Origin of the sequence: Gardnerella sp. 26-12, from assembly GCF_001660745.1 — a bacterium.
GTDB lineage: Bacteria > Actinomycetota > Actinomycetes > Actinomycetales > Bifidobacteriaceae > Bifidobacterium > Bifidobacterium swidsinskii.
The window spans coordinates 1-21,883 of record NZ_LWSR01000005.1 but is presented as its reverse complement, the minus strand read 5'-3'; the positions used below and the strand labels follow the sequence as shown (position 1 = coordinate 21,883).

Here is a 21,883-nt window from a genome sequence, read left to right as displayed (position 1 = left end):
GCGTAATGAATAGTTAAGGGTTCCTATAAAATTAGAAATTCGTGGCTATTAAGGAACGGAGTTGTAATAATGAGTGAGACTGTGAATAGTGACATTAATGTAGGTTCTAAACAAACAGAATCTACAGAGACGCACAATAGCACATCTTCTCATAATCAATCTTCAAACCAATCTTCTCGCGTATCTGCGCAAGAAAATGCAAGTAGCAATACAAATCAAATGGAGCGTAGTCTTACCAAGCGTCACGTGCAATTTATTGCTATTGGTGGCACTATTGGCACAGGCTTATTCCTTGGTTCCGGAAAATCTATTAGCTTAACAGGTCCGAGTATTGTATTCGTTTACATTATTGTGGGCTTGATTATGTTCCTGCTGATGCGTGGCATTGGCGAACTTATGTATAAGGATCCGAACCAGCATACTTTTATTAGTTTTATTACGCGTTATCTTGGCAGAGGTTGGGGTAATTTTGCTGGATGGTCGTATTGGTTTGTGCTTGTACTTATTGGTATGAGCGAAATTACGGCAGTTAGTACGTATTGTGTCACATTCTTCCAAACTTTCGATATTGACGTAAGTCATTGGAAATGGCTGATAGAAGTAGTATTTTTAGCGGCTTTAGTGTGCATAAATTTGGTAGCTGTAAAGCTATTTGGGGAAACTGAGTTTTGGTTCTCAATGATTAAAATTACGCTAATTGTTGCTCTTATTGTCACAGCCGTAGTTATGGCTTTAATTGGTTACCATTACTCTGCAACTCCTTTGCATGGTGGTGTAATGAGTCCTGCTGGTCACGCTGGATTAGATAATATTTTCAACAATTTCTCGCTTATGCCAAATGGCTGGCTTTCCTTCTTAATGAGCTTCCAAATGGTGTTTTACGCGTACCAGCTTATTGAGTTTGTTGGTGTGACTGTTTCGGAAACTAAGAATCCTCGCCAGGTTTTGCCAAAGGCTGTTAACGAGATTATTGTACGCGTTCTGGTTTTCTATGTTGGTGCTCTCATAGCGATTATGCTTATTGTGCCGTGGCAACAGTTTAGGGCTACGAATGCGGAAGGCGTATTTATGTCACCATTCATTATGGTGTTCCAATACGCGGGATTGCATTGGGCTTCTGCGCTTGTGTTCTTTGTGGTTATTACAGCTGCTTCTTCTGCGCTTAATTCTTTGCTGTATTCTGCTGGTCGCCACATGTATCAAATCGCGCTTGAGTCACCTTCGCCTCTTTTGGGTAAGTTGCGTAAGGTTTCACGCACGAAGGTTCCTGCTCGCGCGATTTTGTTCTCGTCTGCTTTGATTCTTCTTTCACCAATTATTAATTCGATCCCTGGTATTCATGGTGCGTTTATTTTGTTTGCTTCGGCTTCTTCGGCAGTGATAATCATGATTTATATTTTGATTATGGTTACGCATCGTAAATACCGTGAATCTGCTGATTTTATGCCAGACGGCTTCGTTATGCCGCATTATAAGCTTTTGAATTCTCTTACTATAGCGTTCTTTGCTTTTGTGTATGTGACTTTGTTTATTAGCGACGATACGCGAGCTTCTGCAATTGGCGGACTAGTGTGGCTCGTATTGTTCGGCGGATACTGCGCCTTACATCAACATTGGCAGAATCGCGATTTAGCTGAAGCTTTGGGGAAGTAAGGTACTTCTTTACTTGATTTCTGTTATGCTTGCTGTGTGCGAATTATTGTTGCAGATTGCAGTGCAGAGTATACAGGTAGGTTAAATGCCACGCTTCCTTTAGCTAAGCGAGTGTTGCTTATTAAAGCAGATGGCAGCGTACTTATTTTTTCTGAGCTTGGTGCATATAAACCTCTTAATTGGATGGTAGCTCCTTGTAGTATGCGTGTTTTACGTAAAGAAGATAGCGGCGAATCCGATGCTGGCGTTGTTGTAGATGGCTGTATTTTGCGTGTTGCTGCCGCTAAAAGCGATGATTTGCTTATGGTTTCGCTCGAGCATGTTTATAGCGATAATACTTACGATTTGGGTGAGGATCCTGGCTTAATTAAAGATGGTGTTGAGGATCATTTGCAACGTTACTTGGCTGAGCAGATTGAACGAATCGGCGATGGTGCAACGTTGGTGCGCCGTGAGTATCCTACGGCTATCGGCCCAGTGGATATTATGGCTCAGGACGCGGATGGTGTACATGTCGCTATTGAGATTAAGCGGCATGGCGGTATCGACGGCGTTGAGCAACTTACGCGTTATTGTGAGTTGCTGAATAGAGATCCGTTACTTAAGCCGGTTAGAGGTATTTTTGCTGCGCAAACTATTAGTCCGCAAGCTCGCGTTTTGGCTGAGGATCGTGGATTTACTTGCTTAATATTGGATTACGATGAAATGCGTGGAGTCGAGTCCAACGATCTTCGTCTGTTCTAAATATGTGTTCTAAATATGTAAAAACCCCTCGGGAAGGAGGGGTTTATTATTTATGAATCGCTAGTTAATTTTGCAACAGTTTGCAAAATTACAAATCTCACGAAGCATAGAGAATATCGACTACAAAGTACAGCGTGGCATTTGCAGGAATAGTTACGTTTCCGCGCGCGTCCTTCTTTTCTTCTTTACCATAGCCATCTTCTGGTGGGATTACCAAAAGAACTTGGGAGCCAACTTTCTTTCCAGTTAAGCCTTTAGTCCAACCAGGGATTACTCCTCCAGCAAGTTGGAAGTCTGCAGGTATGCCACGAAGCCAAGAAGAATCAAATTGATGCAATTTGCCGTCTTTATCAGTAGTCCAGCCAGTGTAATGAGCAGAAACTGTGTCTTTTGCAGTTACTTTTTTGCCGGTTCCTTCAATCAAAGTCTGAGAAACAAGCTTTCCGTCTGGAACGTAGTTATTTTTATCTAAGGTTGGTGCTCCAGATTTATCAAGAGTTACCTTCGGCAAATTTGCGGGAATATTCGTAACAGCCTTGCCCGTTGCTCTAGTTATAGCCTTTGATCGCGAAACCATTGTAAGAACCATAACATATGAAGGATTTTTATATCCTTCACTTACGCCAAAAGCAATAGTTGTATTAATTTTCTTGCCTTTAATCAAAGCGTAATATGGGCGGCTTGTAGAATTTTTATTAATGTAAATCGAGCAATCAACTTTGCCTTTTTCCCAAGTATTCATAAGCTCTTTGCCGGTTTTGGAGTCGAACACAATGCCCTGAGAGCATACGCGATCGCCTTCTTTAATTGTTTCTCCGTTGCCTCGTTGCAAAACAGCATAAGTATTTTGCTTTACTTTTACAGGCGTTTTCAGTGTTATTTTAGGCTTTTTCCCAAGTGCTCCAGATGCGCTTACGCCTTCCAGCAACTGCATTCCAGCTTTTTGAGCGTTCTCATCAGTTAAATTGTTTTTGTTGTTGGAACTTTCTCCGCATGAAGCGAGTACTACACACATTGCCACTGCACTAATAGTTGCAAAAGTGCGAAGCAAAAAGGATTTTTGTTCTAATGTTTTGATTTTTTTCATAGCCTCACATTACCGCTTGACACTGATTTTTACATCAAAACATGCAAGTAATATTAAAAGACTGTAGAATGGTATCGTTATGACAAATATAGAAGATGCTTCTGATATAGAAGGACGACCAATGCGACGACCAATGCGACGGCTCACTTTGCGCAGTAAAATCATGCGCGGCGTTGTAGCTCCATTTTTTGCTTTGCTTGCAGTATTAAGCGTTGTTCTTGGAGTTGCTAACGCAACATTTTGGAAGCCTAGCAACGTTGTTATTGCGTACGCTAACGTATCTGGAACTCGTTATATTGTCACTGATCCTGGTGTTTTGAATCTTGTAGATAACAGGGTTCGTATTAGTGTTGCTGCTTTGCATACGCGTAAGCCTATTTGTGTTGCTGTAGGTTTAACGAAAGACGTAAGAGGCTGGGTGGCAGGTTCTCCAGTACAAAGAATTACTGGTTTGCGTGATTGGAATAATCTTTCAGTTTCTGAAGTGTCTGGTAAAACCTCTGTGCAAGCGGGTGACTCTGTGGACATTAAGGATCCTGACGTAAAATTCCAAGAATCTAATTTATGGCCTATAGTTACATGCCAGCTTGGTTTAGCGAAATTGGCAATAAATACTGCAGATTATGTTCAATCTTCTGGTTCTGCGTCGTATGATCATGCTGTTGCAAGCGGCACAATGCCTAAATCGGGCACTCGCGCTAGTAAGTCAAATAGTCATGATGCGTCTTCTTCTTCACTGCGCTCGCAGGCTGCTAGACGTGTTTTGCTAATTGATTTGGGGGATAATGTGCCGGAAGCTTCCGTAGAATTGCGGTGGCGTCGTAATCAAATTCCAGATTTTGCAACGCCTTTATATTTTGTAGGAGTGCTTTTTGCGGTATTAGCTATACTTTCTGCAACTATTTTTGCAATGGCTCCGCATCGTCGTCGTAATAAGCAATTAATAGCTAGCCGTTCAGGAGTGTTGGCAGTAAAGTCTGCACAGCGTGACGAAGTCACCTTTGCTGAGGCGATTTCTGGAACCATGTCTGGTATTTTTGGTCACAAACGACACAAGAAGGATTCTGGAAGCCACGCAAGGCATGGAGATCATGCGCGTCGTCGCAAAGATTCAATGCAAAGCGGCGACTCAAATGGTATGCAAACTCGAATTGCGTCTGCTTCTACAGCGGTTGCATCTACTGATTCTTTGGCTGAAACTACTGTTATTGCGCAAGATGAAATGCTTGCGTTTGCCACGCGCTTTATGCAGCAACATGACGATAATTCTTATTTAGATGATTTAGACAATGCTGATGATGAATTTAATGATTTGCACAATCAGGATGCTGCGGCAAACGGAGAAGATTTAGCAAATGCGGAAGATATAGGAAATGCGAAATATTCTGGAAATTCAGCAGAATCAGCAAATTCAGAAAATAAGCAATATAAGCGGAATTCTCAGAATATTAAGACTCCGCGAAATAAGAAAAAATCTTACGCAAGCGCGTCGGATGGCAATAGTCTGAACGATTATAAGAATAAGCGTCAGCAGCAAAATAAGTATGCACAGCAGAATAACAAGAGGCGTAATCGTCAGAACGATAGAAATAATGCTAATAATTCTGAAAAGTTTGCAAAGAAACGTTTAGAAACGGTCAAGCCTTCAGATAGTAATAGCAAGATTTCACATGAATCTAGTAAGAAAAAGCTTAATGAGCACGAAAACTATCGCAACTCAGAATCAAACAAACGTCAAAATTCGTCTAAAAATAGCAACGATAAGCAATCTCGCATAAAACGAAATGGGTTTAGAGGAGACGGCGGTAACGGTCGCTACAGAAAAAATGGGAAAGGCTACCGCGGTAATTCTTCAAGTGAGCGAGGAAATGAGTAAAATGCGTAATAGTAATGTCGATATTCACCGAGTAAAAAGTAAAAATAGAGGCGTATTGCGCAACAACGTAGTCACATTAATAGCATGTGTTGTATCAACGGTTATGGTAACCGGATTATCTGCTTGCGATGGGCAGGTGCCGAAACCTGCTGAAGCGCGTAGTAATCAAGAGTTACCTAATGTGACTATGCTGCAAGAAAAAGATATCCGCTTGGGGTTGCTTCGCACTCTAGAAAAGGCAAACGACGAAAAAGATGTGGATTCATTATCTCAAGCAGTTTCTGGACCTGCTCTCGATATTCGTACGAGCGAGCTTACGATTGCAAACAAAACTGGAAACTTAGATCCTAAGGCCACTATTCCGCGTGAAGCCGCGCAAACTATTGTGCCAACTAATTCTGGTTGGCCAAGAGATTTAATGACTATTACAACTACTACTAAAGATCAGCAGTCAAAACGTTTGCTGGTTTTACGTCAACAGAGAGCGCGTTCGAATTATAAACTTTGGGCTGTTGCGCGCTTATTCCCTGGAGTGCATCTTCCTAAATTTGCTGTGCCAAGTATTGGTTCTTCAATGGGTAAATCTAACGATACTGGTTTGGTGATGACTCCAGATGAAGCGGTAGCTGCGTACGCTGACGTTTTACAAAATGGTGAAAACAGCAAGTACGCAAAGCATTTTGCTGACGATTATTTGCGTAAAAAGTTAGTTGAACTTTCTAAAGCAGTGCAAGCTGGAATGGAGCGAAATAAAGGCTCTCAAGAACAAGTCTTTACACCAAATCTCAAACAAATAAGCATTATGCGTTCAAGCGATGGAAGTGATTTGGTTGTTGCGCGCATAGATTCTGTGTGGACTCGTAAAGCTGGTGAAGGGCGTGAATCTCGTCCTGCTTCTGATGAAGAAAAAGCATTATTTGGCGACGGTAAAGCAAAAGGTACTATGCGAGTAACTTACGTAAATGTTATTGCTCTAGTAGTTCCTCCAGCTAGTTCTCATATGAAGATTATTCCTGTTGGTGCTGAGCGTCAGCCTATTAAGGTAGAAGCTTTATAAATTTTGTAAGTGCAATGTAGTGTGCTTGGAAAAGAGGAAAAATGGTGAGTAGCAAAGCGCAAGGCATGAATCCTGGCGGATTTTCGCTTGCTGGGGCTGTAGATTTAGAAGGCGTAAAGCGTCGTGTAGAAGCTCAAGCTAAGCAAGCTGCTAAAGCTGCATCGGGTTCTACTGGTTCTTCTGCTCCAAAAGCTGGCGGCTATGTAATCGATGTTAATGAGCAGTCTTTTCAGGCGATGGTGCAAACGTCTGTAAGTTTCCCAATTGTTATTTTGCTTTGGCAAGCTAATGACGAGGCCTATTATGATGTGGCACAGAAATTAGCGGATGCTGTTAACGCGCTTGACGGTCGTATGCAGTTAGCTCGTATCGACTCTGATGAAAGCCCAAGTATTGCTCAAGCATTGCAAGCGCAGCAGCTTCCTGCAATTTACGGTTTAATTGGCGGACGCCCTATGCCTATTGCGCAAGGTTTACCTAGCGATGAGGAATTACAGCAGATTTGTGGCACTATTTTGCCGCAATTGGTTCAGGTTGCTGAACGCTCTGGTGTTGCTGGAACTGCTCCTTTTGTGGAATCCTCGGTTGAGAAAAAGTCTGAAACGTCTAAAGACTCAGATCAAGATAGTTCCGAGAATAATTCTGTTGAGAGTGTTCCACCTGCTCATGAGCAAGCTCATTCGCTTGCTATGAAGGGTGATTATGAAGGTGCTGCACGCGAGTATGCAAAAGTAATGGAAGCGGACCCTCATGATGTGCTCGCATCGCGTGAACATGCAAAAGCTTTGTTGCTTTCGCGTAATACTAATACTGATGTTGCTGCGGTTAGAAAGGCTGCTGGCGATAATAAGGATGATTTAGATTCGCAGCTTGCAGTAGCAGATGTAGATATGATTGACGGTCATATTGATGACGCTTTTGGGCGACTGCTTGACTTCCTTGCATCTGGTCATAAGAGCGATGCGGATGCTATTCGTTCTCGTATGCTTGAGTATTTTGCCATACTTCCTGCAGATGATGAGCGTCTTGCGCGCGCTCGTCGCCGTCTTGCAATTCTTCTTTACTGATTATTGCGCGATGACGCATTTTTGACGACTTATGTAGTATTAAACAAAAAAGCCAAGAACCACAACAATCGTGAGAAATTTGTGTGATTCTTGGCTTTAGTAGCGGGGCATGGATTTGAACCATGGACCTCTGGGTTATGAGCCCAGCGAGCTACCGAGCTGCTCCACCCCGCGTCGGCTACTTTTAGCAGCTCTATCTACGATAGGTGCAAATTTAGATTTGTCAACTTTCGGGCGTGTCTCGCTGTATTTGGTTAGAATTTTACGATTCGTGCACATGCGTGACATAGGCACAATAAACATAAACAAGTGTGGAGTATAATAAACATATGCCTATTAAGATTCCTGAAGGATTGCCAGCGCGAAGCATATTAGATGCTGAGCGAATTTTTGCATTGGAACGCCCAGAAGCAGAACAGCAGGATGTTCGACCACTTCGTTTGTTGATTTTGAATCTTATGCCCAAAAAAATCGAGACAGAAACTCAGCTTTTGAGACTCATTTCTAAGTCTCCTTTGCAAGTCGACGTCGATTTTATGAAAACTTCTACGCATGTATCAACGCATGTTAGCACTGATCATTTAGTAAAATTCTATGAAAATCTTGACGCACTTCGTAACAACTATTATGACGGATTTGTTGTGACGGGCGCTCCTGTTGAGCATATGGAATTTGAAGATGTCGACTACTGGCACGAATTTACGCAAATTCTTGACTGGGCATCAACACACGTTTTCTCAACAATGTATTTGTGCTGGGGTGCAATGGGTGCGCTTTACTATCGATATGGCGTAAAAAAGCATGTTCTCAGCAAAAAAGTTTTTGGTGTGTTCCCGCAATATTTGCAGGATGAGTACTGTTTCCTTACAAATGGTTTTGATGAAATCGCTTTACAACCGCATTCTAGAATAGCGAGTGTTGATGTTGACAGCATTTCTGCAGATCAGCGTTTGCAGATTCTTACGTATGGTCCCGAATCTGGTCCGGGCTTAGTTGCTACGCGTGATTTTTCTGAAGTTTTTGCCCTAGGGCATTGGGAATACGGCAAAATGACTCTTGCGCAGGAATATGAGCGTGACATGTTAAAAGGTTTGAGCAACGTTCCATTTCCTTACAACTATTTCCCTAATGATGATCCAAAATTAGAGCCACTATTTTCTTGGCGCGCGCACGCGAATTTGCTTTGGCGCAACTGGATTAATTGGGTGTACGAAACTACGCCTTACAATCTTTCTGATATTCCTCATTTAAGAACTGCTGGAAGGCTTGGAACTGAACGTTCTATAAGACATGAGCCAGCTTCTCCGCGCTCCGATAATTTTTATCCATTTGACGGAGTTAAGTACGGTATGAATAAATAAATTTTGACGTTGCGTAATTTTATGTACAAGCAAAGAGTACAATCAGCAATTAGATATATTTTTCGTTTCGTGCCCCGCGCCTTACGAAATATGAAACATATGATCTAGTTGATATATATGCCGCAAGAATGAATGAATTGAGTATGTGAGTGAGCGGCACTGAATTGAGGCGTGTGAACGAATTGCTATAAGGAGGCACTTATGGATGTAATGGTTGATGTTTTACAGAAGACCACAACTGTAGCTTCTACTGTAGCTTCGAATAAACCAGAGCTACCTAATATTAGTGAGTTTTTGCCTCCAGAAATTTTGTTCCAAGGCACTCCATTTGCCATGAATCGCATTATTTTAGTGCGCTTACTTATGGCAGTAGTAGTAATGATTATTTTTGGAATTGGTGCTATGCGAGCAAAGGTTGTTCCTGGCAGATTCCAAAGCGTGCTTGAAATTTTGATGGATTTTGTGCGCTACAACATTGTTTACGAAATGATTGGCGAGGAACGCGGCAAGCGCTATGTGCCAATGATGTCCACATTATTCCTCACTATTTTCTTCTTTAATCTTTGTTCTGTGATTCCAGGATTAAATATGGCTGCAACCGCAACCATTGCTTGTCCGTTGGTATTTGCTTTGTGGGTTGTTTGCCAATATCTTATTGCTGGCATTCGCGAAAAAGGTTTTTTGCGATTCTTCCGCGAAGCATTGTTCCCAGCGGGTGTGCCATGGCCGATTTACTTTATTCTTTCGCCATTGCAGCTCATAGAATTAATAATTGTGCGACCACTTTCGCTTACAATTCGTTTGTTTGCGAATATGATTGCTGGCCATTTGCTGGTGGCCACTTGTTTAGTATTCACCAATTTCTTCGTGGTGGATTCCAGCAATAAACTCCTTGCCTTAGGCGGTGCTTTGTGGCTGCTTGGTGGCATTCTGTTTACCCTATTCGAAATTATGGTAGCTGGCTTGCAGGCATTTATTTTTACAATGCTTGCTTCAGTCTACATTTCGGAAAGTTATCCGGAAGAGGAAGAAAAGTCTGCTGTTGTAGCTGCTTAATAAAAGTAGTTTAGATTTTCAGATTTTACATATCTTACGGGTTTATACTGGTTACTGTTTCAACAGAAAGGAAACCAATGAATAGTATCATCGCTCTTGCAGGTTTGACCGGCAACCTGAGCATTCTTGGCTTTGCTGTAGCAACTATTTCCCCTGCACTCGGCATGGCAATAGTAGTGTCTAAGGCTATGGAATCTACTGCACGTCAACCAGAGGTTGGCAACCGCATTCAGCTGTTTATGTTCGTCGGCTTGGCATTTATTGAGGTTTTGGGCTTGCTTGGCTTCGTTTCCTACATTATGGGAGCCTGAACAAAACTTACAATGCACAACACGAATAGTGTTGAAAGAATAGAAAGGACAAGCCATGGCATATGCAGCCGGAAGTAATAAGTTGGCGTTGTTCTTGCCTGAGCCTTATGACGTACTGTGGTCATTAGTAGTTTTGGTAGTTCTTGCAGCGTTTTTCTACAAGTTTGTTATGCCTAAATTCCAGGCAATTCTCGACGAGCGTGCAGAAAAAATTGAAGGCGGAATGGCTAAGGCTGCTAATGTGCAGCGTGAAGCAGACGAGTTGAAGAGCCAGATTGAAAACGAACTTTCTCAAGCTCAAACTGATGCTGCAAAGACTCGTGAAGAGGCTCGATCGGAAGCTTCAAAAATTATTGGCGAAGCTAGACAACGCGCTGAAAAGGATGCTGCGAAGATTATCAGTGAAGCGCAGCATTCCATTGAGGCTCAGCATAAGCATGCCATGTCCAGCCTCCAAGGAGAGGTGTCGGTTCTTGCAGCAGCTTTAGCTGGCAAGATTCTTGCATCCAAATTGGATGACGATACCGTCAGCTCCAAGATTATTGATCATGTGATCGATGAAGTTGGAGACACTAAAAATTCGGATCAAAGCAAGTAAAGTAATGTACAAAACTGAATAATCGCAAAATAAAATTACGGTTATTTCATTTTGTATTATTTGCATTACTTCGTTTTTTACAGAAACGAGGAGGTAAGAATGCCAGAAAAGGCATCGCGAGTAAACGATAGTTTGTCGCGTTCTTCGCTTGCTCAGGCCATCTCAGATGCGCACGATGAAGCGCAGCGCATTTCAGACGAGCTTTCGTCAATGATGGACATGATTGATAAGTATCCTGAGCTTTCTGATGCGATTACTGATCCGAATAGGTCTTCGGAAGATAAGTCTCGCCTGATTGACGAGCTTATTGGAGGTAAGGCGCACCCTGTTGTATTGCGCATTATGCATTATCTAGTAGGAACTTGGCACGGAGGTGCCGAAAGCGGTAAAACCGGTAGCTTCGGTGGTGCTTGGTCAGGATTTGAGCGTGAAGCTGGCGAAACATTGGTTACAGTCACTACTGCTCAGCCGCTTACAGATAAGCAAATTAAGCGTTTGATTGAAATCTACAGCAATAAGTTGGGTCATCGTGCATACATTAACCCAATTGTGGATCCAAACGTACTTGGTGGTATGCGTATACAAATCGGTGATCAAATAACCGATCGCACCATGTTGATGCAGCTTAAGCAGTTGCAGCGTTCTGCGCGAAATGGTGCTTGGACACAGGCAGTGAAGTAGTAAATTAAGGAGAATTATGGCGGAACTATCTATTGATCCCGCCCTGATACGCAAGGCGCTCGACGGGTTTGTTGACTCGTATAAGCCTACCGACATGCCAACGCAAGAAGTTGGCTATGTTGTTACGGCTGGTGACGGCATTGCGCACGTAGCTGGATTGTCCGGCTGCATGGCAAACGAGCTGCTCACATTCGAGAACGATACCTTGGGTCTTGCGTTCAACCTTGATGCACACGAAATCGGCGTCGTTATTCTCGGCGATTTTACAGGCATTGAGGAAGGGCAGGAAGTATACCGCACAGGCGAGGTGTTGTCTGTGCCGGTTGGTGACGCTTATCTTGGTCGTACTGTGGATCCGTTGGGTAATCCAATCGATGGTTTGGGTGCGATTGAGTGCAGTGAGCGTCGTATTCTTGAAGCCCAGGCTCCAGACGTTATTCACCGTCATCCAGTCGATGAACCATTGTCTACTGGTTTGAAGGCTATTGACGCAATGACGCCAATAGGTCGTGGTCAGCGCCAGTTGATTATTGGTGACCGTCAAACAGGTAAGACTGCAATCGCAATAGATACGATTATTAACCAGCGTGCTAACTGGGAAACTGGAGATCCAAAGAAACAGGTTCGCTGCATTTATGTAGCAATCGGTCAAAAGGGTTCTACTATTGCTTCAGTGCGCCAAAGCCTTGAAGAAGCAGGAGCTATGAAGTACACCACAATCGTGGCAAGTCCAGCTTCTGATTCTGCAGGTTTTAAATACATTGCACCTTACACTGGTTCTGCAATCGGTCAGCACTGGATGTATAACGGCAAGCACGTTTTGATTGTTTTCGATGATCTGTCGAAACAAGCAGAAGCATACCGTTCAATTTCCTTGCTTTTGCGTCGTCCACCTGGGCGTGAAGCTTACCCAGGCGACGTGTTCTACTTGCACTCTCGTCTGCTTGAACGTTGTGCTAAGCTTTCTGACGATTTGGGTGGCGGTTCTATGACCGGTCTTCCAATTATCGAAACCAAGGCAAACGATGTTTCTGCATACATTCCAACCAACGTGATTTCTATCACCGATGGTCAGATCTTCTTGCAGTCTGATTTGTTCAACGCCGGTCAGCGTCCAGCAGTAGACGTTGGTATTTCCGTGTCTCGTGTTGGTGGTGCAGCTCAGGCTAAGGCTTTGAAGAAAGTCTCCGGCATGTTGAAGATTTCCTTGGCTCGTTACAAGTCTTTGGAATCCTTCGCAATGTTCGCTTCTGATTTGGATGCAGCCTCAAAGGCGCAGCTTACTCGCGGTGCTCGTTTGACTGAGCTACTTAAGCAGAAGCAGTTCTCTCCTCGAGCAATGGAGCAAGAAGTTGTTTCTGTGTGGGCTGGTACTCATGGCAAGCTTGACGATATTCCTGTGAAGGATGTGTTGCGTTTCGAAAGCGAATTGTTGGATTACTTGGATAAGGGAACCGACATTTTGCAAGTAATTCGCGATACTGAAGACTTCACTAAGGAAACTGAAGCTAAGCTTGATGCAGCCATTGATGATTTCCGTAGGACGTTTAAGACATCTGCTGGCAAGCCTTTGATTGTAAAGGATTCTTTGCCGCCGGCTGAAAACCCTGCTCCTGTTGAGAAGGAACAGCTCGTAGCTAAGCCGAAAGCAGACAGTCGCGAGCCTGAGGGGAAGTAGCGTATGTCCTCCCAACTTGCATTGAAATCGAGAATTATTTCCACACAGTCTTTGGGTAAAATCTTTAAGGCTCAGGAAATGATTGCGTCTTCTCATATCGCTAAAGCGCGAGATATTGCGCTTAATGCTAAGCCTTATAGTGACGCAATTTTCGATGCCGTGCAGGCGTTGGTAGCTCATCACGAAGCAAATATTAAGCATCCTATTTTTGGTAAAGAGCATGCTGGCAATCGTGTAGCAGTTTTAGCTCTTACTTCTGATCGTGGTATGGCAGGTGCGTTTACGTCTTCGATTATTCGTGAGACTGAAGCACTTCTTGCAAAACTCGATGCAGAAGGTAAGCATGCAGAACTGTACGTGTACGGTCGACGCGGTGCAACTTACTACAAGTATCGCAATCGCGATGTGGCAGGTACTTGGGAAGGTTCTACTGACCACCCAGACGTTACTATTGCTGAAAAGATTTCCGATACTTTAATGGACGCTTATATGACGCCGGAAGCAGAAGGCGGAGTTTCGGAACTGTATATTGTGTTCACTGAATTTATAAATATGGTGAGGCAAAAAGTTCGTACGTTACGCATGCTGCCAGTTGAGTTGGTTCCTTTGAAGGACGGTGAAGAGTTTTCTATGCATCGTCCTGACTATGAAGCAGCTTCTGGTCCTTCAGCAGCATTGTCGTCTACGAGCGCAGTTTCGGCTCGTGAAGAAGCAGTGAGCCGCAGCAATCCAGAAGCTGTGGAGTATTGCTTCGAACCAAGCCCGGATGAAGTATTGGATGCTGTTTTGCCGAAGTATATTCAGTCTCGTATTCACGAGTGCTTACTTACTTCTGCTGCTTCCGAAACGGCAAGCAGACAGAACGCTATGCATACGGCTACAGATAACGCCCGCAATTTGGTGGATGATTTGACAAGAAAGCTTAATGCTTCTCGTCAGGCATCCATTACTCAAGAACTTACCGAAATTATCGGCAGCGCTGATGCGCTGAATAATGAGGAGGATTAGGAGCATATGGCTGAAAATCAGACCACAGCGCCTCCAGAAGCTGAGCAGGAGGTCGATCCAACAGCTGGTCGCGTAACCCGCGTTCAGGGTTCCGTGATTGACGTTGAATTCCCGGTCGGCTATCTGCCGGATATTTACAATGCTCTCAAAGTCGATATCAACACCGTTGGAAACACCGAGGGAGATACCGTCCACGAGATTACGCTAGAAGTTGAGCAGCACCTTGGTGATTCGACTGTGCGTGCAGTTGCTTTAAAGCCTACTGACGGTTTGGTTCGTGGTGCTTTAGTGCGAGATACTGGCGGCCCAATCTCTGTACCTGTTGGTGATGTTACTAAGGGTCACGTGTTTGATGTTACGGGCAACATTTTGAATGCTAAGCCTGGCGAACACATTGAAGTAACTGAGCGTTGGCCAATTCACCGTAACCCACCTGCTTTTGATCAGCTTGAGTCTAAGACTCAGATGTTCGAAACTGGTATTAAGGTTATCGATTTGCTTACCCCTTACGTTCAGGGCGGTAAAATTGGTCTGTTCGGTGGTGCAGGCGTTGGTAAAACTGTGTTGATTCAGGAAATGATTCAGCGCGTTGCACAGAATCACGGTGGTGTGTCTGTGTTTGCTGGCGTTGGCGAACGTACCCGTGAAGGTAATGATTTGATCGGCGAAATGGCTGATGCTGGCGTTTTGGAGAAAACAGCGCTTGTCTTTGGTCAGATGGATGAGCCTCCTGGGACTCGTCTTCGCGTGCCTCTTACCGCTTTGACTATGGCTGAGTACTTCCGCGATGTGCAGAATCAGGATGTGTTGCTGTTCATCGATAACATATTCCGCTTTACTCAGGCTGGTTCTGAGGTTTCCACGCTGCTTGGTCGTATGCCTTCCGCAGTTGGTTACCAGCCAAACTTGGCAGATGAAATGGGTGCATTACAGGAGCGTATTACTTCTACGCGCGGCCATTCCATTACGTCACTTCAGGCTATTTACGTTCCTGCAGATGATTACACTGATCCTGCACCTGCAACAACCTTTACGCACTTGGATGCAACTACTGAGCTTTCGCGTGATATTGCAGCTAAGGGTATTTACCCAGCTGTGGATCCTTTGACTTCTACTTCTAGAATTTTGGATCCGCGTTACGTTGGTCAGGCTCATTATGATTGCGCGAACCGCGTTAAGGCTATTTTGCAGCGTAACAAGGAGCTTCAGGACATCATCGCTTTGATTGGTATCGATGAGCTTGGTGAGGAAGATAAGACTACTGTCAGCCGCGCTCGTAAGATTGAGCAGTTCCTTGGTCAGAACTTCTATGTGGCTGAAAAGTTCACTGGTCGTCCAGGTTCTTATGTGCCAGCAGACGAAACCATTGAGGCATTCACTCGCATTTGCGATGGTGTTTACGATGAGATTCCTGAGCAGGCATTCTCTGGTATCGGTGGCATTGATGATCTTGAGCGTCGTTGGCACGATATGCAGCAAGAGTTTGGTGCGTGATTATGTCGGAGAAGCAAGTAAAATCGCTGCACGTTAGTGTGGTGGCAGCCAGGCATCCTGTTTGGGAAGGTGACGCCAAGTTTGTGGTTATTCCTTCTGTGAATGGCGCAATGGGCGTGCTTCCTGGACATGAGGCTGTGCTTGCGTTGATTGATCACGGTTTTGTGAAGGTTGACGATTTGAAAGGCGTGCGTCACGTTTTTAAGGTGACGGATGGCTTCTACTCGGTTGACTCTGACAATATTACGATTGCTGTTGAGCATAGTTGTAACGTTGATAAAGACGGCAACGTGCTGCCTAACGCTAAGGTGATTTAAGGTTGCTTTTGTTGCTTATGTAAGTTTGTTGCTTTTGTAAGTTTATGAACTTGTGTAAGCAAGGTAATCTCTTCTAAGGCAGGGGCTTGGGATATTCTCAAGCTCCTGCCTTTTTGTTTTTATAGCGCGTTTGTAAAGAAAATAGATCTCAGAGGCGAAGCACTGTTACTAACTCAGCTAACGAACTGAGAAAGTAACGGTGATTGGCAAAACACTGTTAAAAACTCAGTTAGCCGACTGAGAAAGTAACGCTCACAAACGAAACGACGTGTTTGTTTCGAGCAGCCATTGCGCTATGTCTATTACGCGGATTCCTTCAATGTCGTAAGAATCGTGGCGAGTGTTTGCAAGCAGATTCGCACTTTCACTTTCAAAACTGTAAAATTTTTTCACTTTTGAAAGTGAGTGCCTATTTGCGTTCGTGCGCGAAGGCTCTTTCTTTTTGCTTAAGTTTTGCGAATCTTTACTTTTGAATATGCAAAATCGCAAAATATGCTGTAATCAAAATGCATTGCGAATAGTAAAATAGTGCGTAGTTATTTTTGATTTTTGAGCGGGTTCTGGCAGGGAGAAGAAATGATTGATAAAGAAACGCAACGTAGGCGTCAAGAAAATTTGGGTCTTGCAATAGCTTCAGGCAAACTTGAAGGCAATTCGCCTTCAAAAGAGTTTCTTTATGACGCAAATCAATATGCTAATGGTCTTATAAGTAGCAATGAATTTGTTGCTAGAATGCGTTCTAGATATGGCGTGATGGATTAAGTTATTGGGTTGTGTGTCGTGGAAACAGTTTTTGACCCTTATCTTATTCCTCACACAAGGGTATTGAAGAACAAATCTAATATAAATAATCAGATTGAATTAGATAAATATGAGAACGATGCTGTTCTCACAAGATGTTCTATTTTGTACGAAAACTTGCCACATGTTGAAGGAACTGTTAAACAATTGCAGTGGATTCATCATTATCTTTTCCAAGATGTTTACGATTGGGCTGGCCAGATTCGCACTATAGACATGACTAAAGGCGGCGGCGAACCGTTTCATCCGCTTGAATACATGGGTGCTGGGATTCGTTACTGTGAGCAAACGCTTAAAAATGATAATTTATTGCAAGGTTTATCTATTGATGAGTTTATTAGTAAGCTAAGCGTAAATTACAATAATTTTAATGTTTTGCACCCATTTCGCGAGGGCAATGGTAGAACACAGCGCGTTTTTTGGGATATAGTTGCGCGAGATGCTGGGTACCATTTTGATTGGGGATTAATAACTCAGCGCGTTAACGACGAAGCTTCAATCCAGGCTAAAGATGCTAACGATACGAAGCTTCTTGAGGATATGTTCCACATTATTACAAAGCCTTTGAATGTTGAGCTTTTAGCTCAGCAGCAGTTTGCGCATCTTGTTGAAGAAGAATACGAATGCGCGCCGAATGTGGCTAGTGTTTTGCAAGATAAGGATTACGCGGCGTATAAAACGTGTTACGGCATAGATTGAATTTAGCGTTTGAGTATTGCGAACGCCGAAACGAGTGGTGTGATGTTGCCAATGCTTCCGATGTTTCTATAGCGCGTTTTTGCCAAAATGTCGGTATAGACGAATGTTTTTTGCTCTCTATGCCTTCATTTTGGCAAAATGTCGGTATAGAACATGTCTTTCTGTAAACCATGACGACATTTTGCTATTTTGTGGCTTTTGGTGGATATTATTGTGGTTTTTGATGATTGATAGAGTGTTTGATGTTGGGAGTGAAGCAAGCGATGTTTAGGAATGTAATGGCGTTTGAGCGCGCGCTTGGAACGGGAATTATTATTTCTAGCAGCGTGCCGATTTCGCAGCGCGTGCAGAAGAAGATTCGTGCTTTTATTGAAGAGTATGAGCGTACACTTTCTAGGTTTCGTGCAGATTCGCTAGTTTCGCGCATGGCTAGTGCGGAGCATGGCGGCGAGTTTGAGTTTCCAACGTGGGCTCAGCCTCTTTTTGCTCTTTATAGCGAGTTTTACGCTGCTACGCACGGTGCTTTCGACGCGTGCATTGGCGCGGATTTGCTTGCGCTCGGCTACAACAATTCTGTTCACTTTATTCCGCAATCGGCAGCTGGCTTAGGTAAGAATGAGAATAGTAGCAGTGACAGTTGGTCTAACTATCGCCGCGCTTTGCCAATTACGTGGGCAGATATTTCGCAAGGTGGCGGCAGTACAACGCTTTGCACAAATCAGCCAGTGCAGCTTGATTTTGGTGCAGCTGGAAAGGGCTATTTTGTAGATCTTGTAACACAGATTATTAAAGAGGAGCTTAGCGGAGATTCGCGTGCTGATTTTGATTTTCTTGTAAACGCTGGCGGAGATATGCGCGCTTGTTTTAGCGAAGAGAATAATCAAATAAAAGTTGCTCTGGAAAATCCGTTTGACACAACTCAAGCAGTTGGAGTGGCGTCAATTGCAAGCGGAGCGTTGTGCGCTTCGTCTAGTGCAAGAAGGCGTTGGAAAGTAAAAGACGCAAATGACTTTGAGTCTAATTTAATTGCGACTCACTTGATTAATGCGCTTGATGGCATTCCTGCTTGCGATTTATGCGCAAGCTGGGCGTATGTGCCTAGCAAAACTTGCGATTTTCCAACAGCTTATGCCGATGCGCTCGCAACGGCATTGTTTGTATCGCAAGAAAGCAATTTGCAAAAAATCCTGCAAACTACCAGTGCTGAGTTTGCTGTAATCTCGCCAAATCATGCGCTTCGCAAAACGCGTGCATTCCCAGCGCACTTTTTTGCTGAATGATGCTGAATAATGCAGGATAATGCCAACTAATGCCCAATAATGACTATGCAAGTTAGCTGGCTTGCAAGAATCGAAGCTAGACGCAAGCGATGCGAGTAGCGTTGCTGCTGATTGTGCGCGTTTACAGTAGAATATTAAAGAACGCTTATTTAATTATTGCGTAATTATTGCGTAATTATTGCGTTTATTTAATTATGGCGCATACGCGTGCACAAATTGCACAAATAGGGAGCAACAAAATGGACACTCGCAAAGAAGAAGAACGCGCGGAATTGCATCGCACGATTTGGAAGATTGCCGATGATTTGCGAGGTTCTGTTGATGGCTGGGACTTCAAAGCATACGTATTGTGCACAATGTTTTATCGCTATATTTCCGAGAATTTATGCGATTATATTAATAAAGATGAGCATGAATCTGAAGGCGGCGATCCAAACTTTGATTATGCAAAAATAAGCGATGAAGATGCTGAGCCTCTTCGCGGTGAAATGATTAGTGAAAAAGGCTTCTTTATACTTCCTAGCGAGCTGTTTTGCAATGTGTTGAAGCGTGCTCCTCAAGATAGTGATTTAAACGAAACATTAAGTCGTGTGTTCCGCAATATTGAAGCTTCTTCTCAAGGCACTGATTCGTCTGGTGATTTTAAGGGATTATTCTCCGATTACGATGTGAATAACATTAAGCTTGCAGATACTGTTGAAGGCCGCAATAAGCGTTTTGTTAAGTTATTACAAGTGATTAGTGAGATGAAGCTTGGCAGTGTAAACAACAACGTGATTGAGGCTTTTGGTGACGCTTACGAGTATTTGATGGGCTTGTACGCTTCTAACGCTGGCAAGTCTGGTGGCGAATACTTTACGCCTGCAGAAGTTTCAATGCTGCTCACGCGCCTTGGAACAGTTGGAAAATCAAGCATTTCAGACGTATACGATCCCGCGTGCGGTTCTGGCTCGCTTCTGCTAAAAGCCAAAAAAGTGCTAGGCATTGAAAATATTAATGGCGGTTTTTACGGCCAAGAAAAGAACGTTACTAGCTACAACTTGTGCCGCATGAACATGTTTTTGCACGATGTGAATTTTGATAAGTTTACTATTACTTGCGGCGATACTCTTATAAAACCGAAAATCGACGCTAATAAAAAGTTCGAGTTAGTGGTTTCTAATCCGCCTTATTCCACGAGTTGGGAGGGGGATTCTAATCCGTTGATGATTAACGATCCTCGTTTTGCTCCAGCTGGAGTTCTTGCTCCAAAAAGTAAGGCGGATATGGCGTTTGTGTTGCACTGTTTAGCGCATCTGGCAGAAGATGGTGCTGCTGCAATTGTTTGCTTCCCTGGGATTATGTATAGAGGCGGAGCTGAGCAAAAGATTCGCCAATATTTAATTGAGCATAATGCTGTTGATTGCGTGATTCAACTTCCAAGCAACTTATTCTTTGGCACTTCGATTGCTACGTGCATTATGGTTTTGCGTAAAAACAAGCAAAACGACACTTCTATATTGTTTGTTGATGCTAGCCAACAGTTTGTAAAGTCAACGAATAGCAACAAGCTTTCGGACGAGAACATTGAGCAAATTGTTAAGTGGTACACTTCTAGGCAAGATGTGGAGCATATTGCGCACGTAGCGTCTTTGGAAGAAGTGGAATCCAATAAATACAATCTTTCCGTTTCCACGTACGTTGAAGTAGAAGATACTCGCGAAAAGATTAATATTACGGAGCTTAACGCGCAAATTGCATCGGTTTGCGCTCGCGAGCAAGAGTTACGCGAACAAATTGAGAAGATTGTAAGCGAGATTGAAGCTGGCAGCGTTAACTTTGATAATAGCGAGGTGGCTCAATGACTAGCAAACTTGAGGATTTAATTGCTGAGCTTTGCCCTAATGGTGTGGAGTATAAGAAAATTGGAGATATTGCTGATGTTAGTATTGGATTAGCAACATCTGTAACAAAATATAAAAGAGATTCTGGCGTTTTGTTACTTCACAATTCAGATATTCAACAAGGTAGAATTGAACTGAAAAATATTGAACATATTGATGATTTATTCGCTAAAAAAAATAGTAGTAAACTTCTAAGAAAGAATGACATTATCACTATTCATACTGGTGATGTAGGTACGTCGGCAGTTATTACTGATGAATATGCAGGATCTATAGGATTTACTACAATTACCTCTAGAATAAAGGATTTTAATCAAGTTTATCCGTATTATTTATGCACATATTTCAATTCACATAAGTGCAAGATTGATATACGTAAAATGACTATTAGCGATCGTAGCAATCTGAATCAAAAAGATTTCATTAAAATTCAAGTCCCCGTCCCTCCTCTGGAGGTACAACGTGAAATTGTCCGCATATTGGACAATTTCACAGAGCTTACAGCAGAGCTTACAGCAGAGCTTACAGCTCGTAAAAAGCAATACGAGTATTATCGAGATACCTTACTCACTTTTAACGATAATAATCCCCTACGCTCGCTTATCTCACGCTACTGCCCAAACGGTGTGGAGTATAAGAAGATTGGCGATATTGCTACGCTTTCTCGTGGTAAAGTAATGTCGAAAAGCTTTATAAATGATAATTCAGGTGAGTATCCTGTTTACTCGTCTCAAACAGAAAATAATGGTCAATTTGGTGCGATTTCTACTTACATGTTTGACGGTAAGTATGTGACATGGACAACTGATGGTGCTAATGCTGGAACAGTGTTCTATCGTGACGGTAAATTCAGTGTGACAAATGTTTGTGGCGTTATTGATATATCAGATTGTCAAGTTGACACTAAGTATGTGTATTATGCGTTGACAATTCATGCGAAGAACTATGTAAGTTCGGGCATGGGTAATGCAAAACTCATGAGTAATGTTATGAGTAAAGTAACAATCCCCGTTCCGCCTCTAGGAGTACAGCGTCAAATCGTACAAATTCTGGATCGTTTTGATGCTCTGTGCAATGATTTAACTCAAGGTTTGCCTGCAGAAATCGAAGCTAGACGTAAGCAGTACGAGTACTATCGCGATCAACTCCTAACCTTCAAGCGTGCGTAATGTAGTTATGCACAATTTATGTAAAGTAACCTATAAAAGCGTATCTAGTATTACAATTTATAT

Annotated in this window: 20 protein-coding genes and 1 tRNA gene; 19 read left to right on the top strand and 2 right to left on the bottom strand. The window is 43.1% G+C overall.

The features are described from left to right. The first annotated feature begins 219 nt into the window (after positions 1 to 219). Entirely contained in the window at positions 220 to 1,653 is a 1,434-nt protein-coding gene (locus A5295_RS00755; RefSeq protein WP_100066729.1) for an amino acid permease, read from the top strand. Between the two features lie 36 nt (positions 1,654 to 1,689). Beyond that, complete coding sequence (gene nucS / locus A5295_RS00750; RefSeq protein WP_064621458.1) at positions 1,690 to 2,397, top strand: endonuclease NucS; 708 nt, start codon at positions 1,690 to 1,692, stop codon at positions 2,395 to 2,397. Between the two features lie 97 nt (positions 2,398 to 2,494). Here the strand turns inward: nucS and A5295_RS00745 are convergent, their stop codons facing one another. Beyond that, positions 2,495 to 3,484: an FKBP-type peptidyl-prolyl cis-trans isomerase gene (locus tag A5295_RS00745; protein WP_012913749.1), complete on the bottom strand. Its 990-nt coding sequence runs from the start codon at positions 3,482 to 3,484 to the stop codon at positions 2,495 to 2,497. Between the two features lie 79 nt (positions 3,485 to 3,563). Here A5295_RS00745 and A5295_RS00740 point away from each other — a divergent pair, with 79 nt between their 5' ends. From A5295_RS00740 to A5295_RS00730, 3 genes are read left to right on the top strand one after another with little or no spacing between them, the layout of a single operon-like run. Then, complete coding sequence (locus A5295_RS00740; protein WP_064621457.1) at positions 3,564 to 5,360, top strand: hypothetical protein; 1,797 nt, start codon at positions 3,564 to 3,566, stop codon at positions 5,358 to 5,360. Next, positions 5,353 to 6,417 carry a hypothetical protein gene (locus A5295_RS00735; RefSeq protein ID WP_004109972.1) on the top strand — a complete coding sequence of 355 codons (1,065 nt, stop codon included), beginning with the start codon at positions 5,353 to 5,355 and terminating at the stop codon, positions 6,415 to 6,417. Before A5295_RS00740 ends, A5295_RS00735 begins: the two co-directional genes overlap by 8 nt. 41 nt (positions 6,418 to 6,458) lie before the next feature. Continuing rightward, entirely contained in the window at positions 6,459 to 7,484 is a 1,026-nt protein-coding gene (locus A5295_RS00730) for a tetratricopeptide repeat protein (protein ID WP_064621456.1), read from the top strand. Between the two features lie 100 nt (positions 7,485 to 7,584). On the opposite strand, the gene A5295_RS00725 is transcribed toward A5295_RS00730, so the two are convergent. Next, positions 7,585 to 7,658 (bottom strand) — tRNA-Met (locus A5295_RS00725). 155 nt (positions 7,659 to 7,813) lie between these two features. On the opposite strand from A5295_RS00725, the gene metA reads away from it, so the two are divergent. The 14 genes from metA (at position 7,814) to A5295_RS00655 (ending at position 21,820) form a co-directional block, all read left to right on the top strand. Next, the gene (metA, locus tag A5295_RS00720; protein ID WP_064621455.1) at positions 7,814 to 8,845 is read left to right on the top strand and encodes a homoserine O-succinyltransferase; all 1,032 of its coding nucleotides are present in this window, start codon (positions 7,814 to 7,816) and stop codon (positions 8,843 to 8,845) included. Positions 8,846 to 9,046: 201 nt separating this feature from the next. Next, positions 9,047 to 9,901 (top strand): F0F1 ATP synthase subunit A, encoded by an 855-nt coding sequence (gene atpB, locus A5295_RS00715; protein ID WP_064621454.1) that lies wholly within the window; start codon positions 9,047 to 9,049, stop codon positions 9,899 to 9,901. Between the two features lie 77 nt (positions 9,902 to 9,978). After that, the gene (atpE, locus tag A5295_RS00710; RefSeq protein ID WP_004109950.1) at positions 9,979 to 10,212 is read left to right on the top strand and encodes an ATP synthase F0 subunit C; all 234 of its coding nucleotides are present in this window, start codon (positions 9,979 to 9,981) and stop codon (positions 10,210 to 10,212) included. 55 nt (positions 10,213 to 10,267) lie between these two features. Beyond that, a complete protein-coding gene (locus A5295_RS00705) occupies positions 10,268 to 10,810 on the top strand; it encodes a F0F1 ATP synthase subunit B (protein WP_004109948.1) in 543 nt (180 codons plus the stop codon). Positions 10,811 to 10,909: 99 nt separating this feature from the next. Continuing rightward, entirely contained in the window at positions 10,910 to 11,491 is a 582-nt protein-coding gene (locus tag A5295_RS00700; protein WP_064621453.1) for a F0F1 ATP synthase subunit delta, read from the top strand. 16 nt (positions 11,492 to 11,507) lie between these two features. Continuing rightward, positions 11,508 to 13,169 (top strand): F0F1 ATP synthase subunit alpha, encoded by a 1,662-nt coding sequence (atpA, locus tag A5295_RS00695; RefSeq protein ID WP_012913755.1) that lies wholly within the window; start codon positions 11,508 to 11,510, stop codon positions 13,167 to 13,169. Positions 13,170 to 13,172: 3 nt separating this feature from the next. Beyond that, positions 13,173 to 14,177 carry a F0F1 ATP synthase subunit gamma gene (locus tag A5295_RS00690; protein ID WP_004574170.1) on the top strand — a complete coding sequence of 335 codons (1,005 nt, stop codon included), beginning with the start codon at positions 13,173 to 13,175 and terminating at the stop codon, positions 14,175 to 14,177. A gap of 6 nt (positions 14,178 to 14,183) precedes the next feature. Further along, a complete protein-coding gene (gene atpD, locus A5295_RS00685) occupies positions 14,184 to 15,671 on the top strand; it encodes a F0F1 ATP synthase subunit beta (protein WP_004109936.1) in 1,488 nt (495 codons plus the stop codon). A gap of 2 nt (positions 15,672 to 15,673) precedes the next feature. After that, entirely contained in the window at positions 15,674 to 15,988 is a 315-nt protein-coding gene (locus A5295_RS00680; protein WP_033888552.1) for a F0F1 ATP synthase subunit epsilon, read from the top strand. A 576-nt stretch (positions 15,989 to 16,564) separates the two neighbouring features. Further along, positions 16,565 to 16,750: an antitoxin VbhA family protein gene (locus A5295_RS00675; RefSeq protein WP_012913757.1), complete on the top strand. Its 186-nt coding sequence runs from the start codon at positions 16,565 to 16,567 to the stop codon at positions 16,748 to 16,750. Between the two features lie 18 nt (positions 16,751 to 16,768). After that, entirely contained in the window at positions 16,769 to 17,488 is a 720-nt protein-coding gene (locus A5295_RS00670; RefSeq protein ID WP_064621452.1) for a Fic family protein, read from the top strand. A 278-nt stretch (positions 17,489 to 17,766) separates the two neighbouring features. Further along, positions 17,767 to 18,768: an FAD:protein FMN transferase gene (locus tag A5295_RS00665; protein WP_064621451.1), complete on the top strand. Its 1,002-nt coding sequence runs from the start codon at positions 17,767 to 17,769 to the stop codon at positions 18,766 to 18,768. 239 nt (positions 18,769 to 19,007) lie between these two features. Continuing rightward, a complete protein-coding gene (locus A5295_RS00660; protein WP_064621450.1) occupies positions 19,008 to 20,612 on the top strand; it encodes a type I restriction-modification system subunit M in 1,605 nt (534 codons plus the stop codon). Next, positions 20,609 to 21,820, top strand: coding sequence for a restriction endonuclease subunit S (locus A5295_RS00655; RefSeq protein ID WP_064621449.1), 1,212 nt, complete (start codon positions 20,609 to 20,611; stop codon positions 21,818 to 21,820). The genes A5295_RS00660 and A5295_RS00655 overlap by 4 nt, the downstream gene beginning before the upstream one ends. Positions 21,821 to 21,883 lie beyond the last annotated feature (63 nt).